The organism is Janthinobacterium sp. GW458P, assembly GCF_002127585.1.
GTDB lineage: Bacteria > Pseudomonadota > Gammaproteobacteria > Burkholderiales > Burkholderiaceae_D > Janthinobacterium.
Map to the genome: position 1 here is coordinate 1 of NZ_NEGZ01000115.1, position 5,261 is coordinate 5,261.

A 5,261-nucleotide genomic window follows, 5' to 3' on the forward strand; every position below is an offset into this window, starting at 1 on the left:
CGACAGCCGGCGGGCGCGGCGGAACAGCAGGCGATGATACAGGCGGCGGCGCAGGCGGCCGTGGCCGCCCAGCTGGCGCAAATGCCGCCGCCGGCGCCGCCCAGCCTGCCGCCGGTCATGGCGCCCGACAACAGCCAGATCCAGGTGCTGCGCAACGCGCCCGCGCCGCAGATTGCGCCCGGCGTGCAGCAGGGCTACCAGGCCCTGAATGGCGGCCAGCTGGGCGCGGCGCGCCAGCAGTATGAAGCCGTGCTGCAGCAGGACGCGGGCAACCGCGACGCCCTGCTGGGCCTGGCGGCCGTGGCCCAGCGCGAGCAGCAGGGCGCGCAGGCGGCGTCGCTGTATGTGCGTTTGCTCGAAATCAATCCCGACGATGGCGAAGCGCTGGCCGGCCTGATCGGCCTGCGCCAGGGCGACGTGGAGCAAAGCGAAGCGAAATTGAAAGCCATCCTGGCCCGTTCGCCCGACAGCGGCCCCGTACTGTTTGCGCTGGGCAATGTGTACGCCAAGCAAAGGCGCTGGAACGAGGCGCAGCAACAATTCTTCCGCGCCTACAGCGCCGCGCCCGGCAACCCCGACTATGCCTTCAACCTGGCCGTGGGGCTGGACCGGCTGAACCAGCCGAAACTGGCCGCCACCTACTACCAGCGCGCCTTGAGCCTGGCGCAAACGGCGCCGGCCGCCTTCGACCGGGCCGTGGTGCAGGCCCGCCTGCGCGACCTGGGCGGCGCAACCGCGGCGGCCCCCGCGGCCGATCCCGCCGCACCCGTCATCATCAAACGTCAGGAATAAGCGGTACATGGCAGAACAGGCAAAACTTCCTCTCGGCANCCGGCACCCCCGACTATGCCTTCAACCTGGCCGTGGGGCTGGACCGGCTGAACCAGCCGAAACTGGCCGCCACCTACTCCCAGCGCGCCTTGAGCCTGGCGCAAACGGCGCCGGCCGCCTTCGACCGGGCCGTGGTGCAGGCCCGCCTGCGCGACCTGGGCGGCGCACCCGCGGCGGCCCCCGCGGCCGATCCCGCCGCACCCGTCATCATCAACCGTCAGGAATAAGCGTTACATGGCAGAACAGGCAAAACTTCCTCTCGGCAAGCTGCTGATCCAGAAAGGCGTGATCAGCGAGGACCAGCTGCGCATCGCCCTGATCGAGCAAAAGCGCAGCAGCGAGCCGCTGGGCAAGCTGCTCATCACCCTGGGCTTCGTCACGGAAGCGACGGTGCGCGAAGCGCTGAGCGAAAACCTGAAACAGGTGAGCGCGGACCTGTCCAGCCTGGTGGTCGACGCCATCGCCCTGAAGCTGATCCCGAAGGACGTGGCCAAGCGCTACCGCGTCTTTCCCATCGTCTACGAGCGGCAGGCGGACAATCTGATCCTGGCCATGGCCGACACCAGCAACATCGTTGCGCTCGATCAAATCAGCGCCATGCTGGTCAAGGGCATCACGATTTCCACCGTGCTCGTCAACGAATCCGATATTTCGCGCGCCATCGACCAGTACTATGGCTTCGAACTGTCGATCGACGGCATCCTGCACGAGATCGAGACGGGCGAAGTCAATTACCAGAGCATGGCCTCGCCGTCGGACGAGTACAGCCAGCCCATGGTGCGCCTGATCGACGCGCTGCTGGCCGACGCCGTGCAAAATGGCGCGTCCGACATCCATTTCGAGCCGGAACAGTCGTTCCTGCGCATCCGCTACCGCATCGATGGCATCCTGCGGCAAATCCGCAGCCTGCACAAATCGTACTGGCCGGCCATGGCCGTGCGCCTGAAGGTGATGTCGAACATGAACATCGCCGAGGCGCGCGCGCCGCAGGATGGGCGCATCAGCATCAAGTTTTCCGGTAGGCAAATCGATTTCCGCGCCTCGGCGCAGCCCACCACGCATGGCGAAAACTTCGTGCTGCGCGTGCTGGACCGGCAGAAAGGCATCGTCCCGCTCGATGCGCTGGGCCTGGCCGAATCGGAATTGAGCCTGCTCAAACTGATGATCGCGCGGCCGGACGGCGTGATCCTCGTGACGGGCCCGACGGGCAGCGGCAAGACCACCACCCTGTACTCGATCATCAACCACATCAACACGGAAAGCGTCAACATCATGACCTTGGAAGACCCGGTCGAGTATCCGATGAACATGATACGCCAGACTTCCGTCAACGATTCCGTCAAGCTGGGCTTTGCCGACGGCATCCGCTCGATGATGCGGCAAGACCCGGACATCATCCTGGTGGGCGAGATCCGCGACCGCGAAACGGCGGAAATGGCGTTTGCCGCCGCCATGACGGGCCACCAGGTGTATTCCACGCTGCACACGAACTCGTCCATCGGTTCCATCTCGCGCCTGCTCGATATCGGCATCCTGCCCGACATCATGGCCGGCAACATCATCGGCATCGTGGCGCAGCGCCTGGTGCGCCGGCTGTGTCCGCATTGCAAGGACAGCGTGCTGGCCGACAGCGTCGAGCGCCGCCTGCTGGGCCTGGCGACGGACGATGCGCCCGTGTCCATCTGCCGCGCCGTCGGCTGCGAGCGCTGCGCGCACCAGGGCTACAAGGGGCGGCTGGCCATCATGGAAATCCTCAAGATGACGGCCGAACTCGATGAATTGACGGCGCGCCGCGCCAGTGCGCGCGAGCTCAAGGCCGCGGCGCGGGCGGCCGGCTTCACGGCCCTCGTCGACGACGGCATGCGCCGCGTGCGCGAAGGCGTGACCACCCTGGAAGAGGTGGCGCGCGTGGTCGACCTGACGGATAGGCTCAGCTGATGGCGCAATATGTCTACCGCGCCATGGATGCGGCCGGCGCCCTGATTCCCGGCAGCATGGAGGCGGCCAATGTGCCGGACCTTGAGGCGCGCCTGCACCGCATGCAGCTTGACTTGATCGACTGCAAGATCACGGGCCAGTACCTGGTGCTGCTGGGCAAGCGCGTCATCCACCGCCGCGACCTGATCAACTTTTGTTTCCACATGGAACAATTGACGGGCGCGGGCGTGCCCATCCTTGAAGGCTTGAACGACTTGCGCGAAAGCACGGATCATCCGCGCCTGCGCGAAGTCGTCACGGACCTGATCGAAAGCATCGAGGGCGGCCTGCCCCTGTCGGGCGCGCTGGCCCAGCACGGCGACATCTTCGACGCCACGTTTACCAGCCTGATACTGGCGGGAGAACAGAGCGGCAAGATCGCCGACGTCTTCAAGAACCTGTCGGAGAGTTTAAAATGGCAGGATGAGCTGGCCTCGCAGACGCGCAAGATCGTCATGTACCCGATCATCGTCGCCCTGGTGGTGGCGGCCGTGACGTTTTTCCTGATGATTTACCTGGTGCCCCAGCTGACGGCCTTCATCCGCAACATGGGCGGCGAGCTGCCGCTGCACACGCGCGTGCTCATCGCCGTGTCGAACGTCTTCATCGACTACTGGTATCTGCTGCTGGCCTTGCCCGTGCTGCTGTTTTTCGGCCTGCGCGCGTGGATACGGCGCAGCGAGGCGGCGCGCTACGCCTGGGACGGCCTGAAGCTGAGGCTGTGGCTGGTCGGCCCCGTGCTGCACAAGATCATCCTGGCCCGCTTCGCCACGTTTTTCGCGCTGATGTATGCTTCCGGCATCACGATTCTGGAATGCATCCGCCTGTCCGAAGGCATCGCCGGCAACCAGGTGGTGGCCGCCGGCCTGCGCCGCGCGGCCCAGCTGATCAGCGAAGGCCATGGCGTCACGGCCGCCTTCCAGCACACGGGCATCTTCCCGCCGCTGGTGATCCGCATGCTGAAGGTGGGCGAAGCGACGGGTTCGCTGGACACGGCCTTGCGCAATGTCAGCTATTTCTACAACCGCGAAGTGAAGGAACTGATAGAAAAAGTGCAAGCCATGATAGAGCCGGCCATGACGGTCATCCTGGGCCTGCTGCTGGGCTGGATCATGCTCTCGGTGCTCGGTCCCATCTACGACACCATCAGCACCATGAAAACCTGAGGCCGCCGTGTTCCGCAAACAATTGCTCTATCTCACCAGCGACGCGCTCTGCGCCTACGACTGGGACCACGGCATGCTGGGCCCCGGCCAGGTATTTCCCGCCAGCGCCGCAGGGCTCGACGGTTTCGCCGCCTGGCTGGAAGACCCGCAGGCGCGCAGGCTCGACGTGCCCGCCTACCTGCTGACCGACCTCATCGAGGAGGACTTCCAGCACCAGCTGCTGCCCCATGTACGGGGCAAGGCGGGTCGCGCGCTGCTGGAGCGGCGCAAGCAGCAGTTGCACCGCGACACGCCCTACCGCGGCAGCACCCTGCTGGGCCGCGAAAGCGAAGGCCGGCACGACGACCAGGTGCTGTTCTTTGCGCTGACCAACCCTTCGCTGCTGCAGCCGTGGACGGAAGCGCTCGAACACTTGCGCGTGCCCGTGGCCGGCATCTATTCGACCAGCCTGCTGAGTATTGCCCTGGTGAAAAAACTCGCGCTCGCGCACGAACACCTGCTGCTGGTGACGCAGCAATCGGGCGGCTTGCGGCAAAGCTATTATGAAAAGGGCCAGCTGCGCTTTTCGCGCCAGACGGTGGCCATCGCGCTCGACGGCGTGGCCGTGAATATCGCGCTGGAAACGGAAAAAACCCGGCAATTTCTCACCAGCACGCGCATGCTGGCGCGCGGCGACGTCTTGAATACCGTCATCCTGGCGCCGGCCGCGCAGATCGCCAAGCTCGAACTGCTGTGCGATAACGGCGTGGAGGTGGCCTACCACTTCATCGACCTGCAGCTGGCGGGCCGGCGCGTGGGCTTGAAGCAGACGCCGGCGCTGGCCGACGAATTGCTGCTGACCTTGCTGGGCAAGCATCCGCCGCCCAGCCACTACCCGCCCGGCCCGCTGGCCCGCTACTACCACTTCCAGCGCGCGCGCAAGACGCTGTATGGCGCCAGCGCGCTGATCGGCGCGTCGGCGGCCCTGTGGTGCGTGATTAACTTGCTTGGCGGCATCGCCGACGGGGCCGGCACGCAGCGGCTGCAGCAGGAAACGGCGTCCTACCAGGAGCGCTACCGCAGCGTCATGTCGACCCAGCCGCCGGCGCCGGCCAAGACGCAGAACATGAAAGTGGCCGTGACCCTGGGGCGCATGATCGCCAGCCAGGCGCCCGAACCGGGCCGCCTGCTGGGCGTGCTGAGCGCGGCGCTGGACCAGGCGCCGCAGATCAAGCTGAGCCAGCTGCACTGGAATGCGGGCCAGGCGCCCGCGCGCGCGGCCGGCGGCCAGCCGGCGCAGCGGCAGGG

5 protein-coding genes are annotated in these 5,261 nt (G+C 66.1%); all 5 read left to right on the top strand.

Annotated elements, in window-relative coordinates:
* Positions 1–792: tetratricopeptide repeat protein (locus CBW50_RS28015; protein ID WP_139842695.1), on the top strand; the 792-nt coding region annotated here is incomplete at its 5' end.
* Positions 793–863: 71 nt separating this feature from the next.
* Positions 864–1,058, top strand: a complete 195-nt coding sequence (locus CBW50_RS28020; protein WP_086148522.1) for a hypothetical protein — start codon at positions 864–866, stop codon at positions 1,056–1,058.
* A 7-nt stretch (positions 1,059–1,065) separates the two neighbouring features.
* Positions 1,066–2,769 (top strand): GspE/PulE family protein, encoded by a 1,704-nt coding sequence (locus CBW50_RS28025; protein ID WP_086148523.1) that lies wholly within the window; start codon positions 1,066–1,068, stop codon positions 2,767–2,769.
* Positions 2,769–3,974, top strand: a complete 1,206-nt coding sequence (locus CBW50_RS28030) for a type II secretion system F family protein (protein ID WP_086148524.1) — start codon at positions 2,769–2,771, stop codon at positions 3,972–3,974. The genes CBW50_RS28025 and CBW50_RS28030 overlap by 1 nt, the downstream gene beginning before the upstream one ends.
* Positions 3,975–3,981: 7 nt before the next feature.
* Positions 3,982–5,261: hypothetical protein (locus CBW50_RS28035; protein WP_086148525.1), on the top strand; the 1,280-nt coding region annotated here is incomplete at its 3' end.

Coding starts and splice junctions, on each gene's coding strand:
- CBW50_RS28030 (WP_086148524.1), top strand. CDS start 2,769: ATGGCGCAATATGTCTACCGCGCCATGGATGCGGCCGGCGCCCTGATT.
- CBW50_RS28025 (WP_086148523.1), top strand. CDS start 1,066: ATGGCAGAACAGGCAAAACTTCCTCTCGGCAAGCTGCTGATCCAGAAA.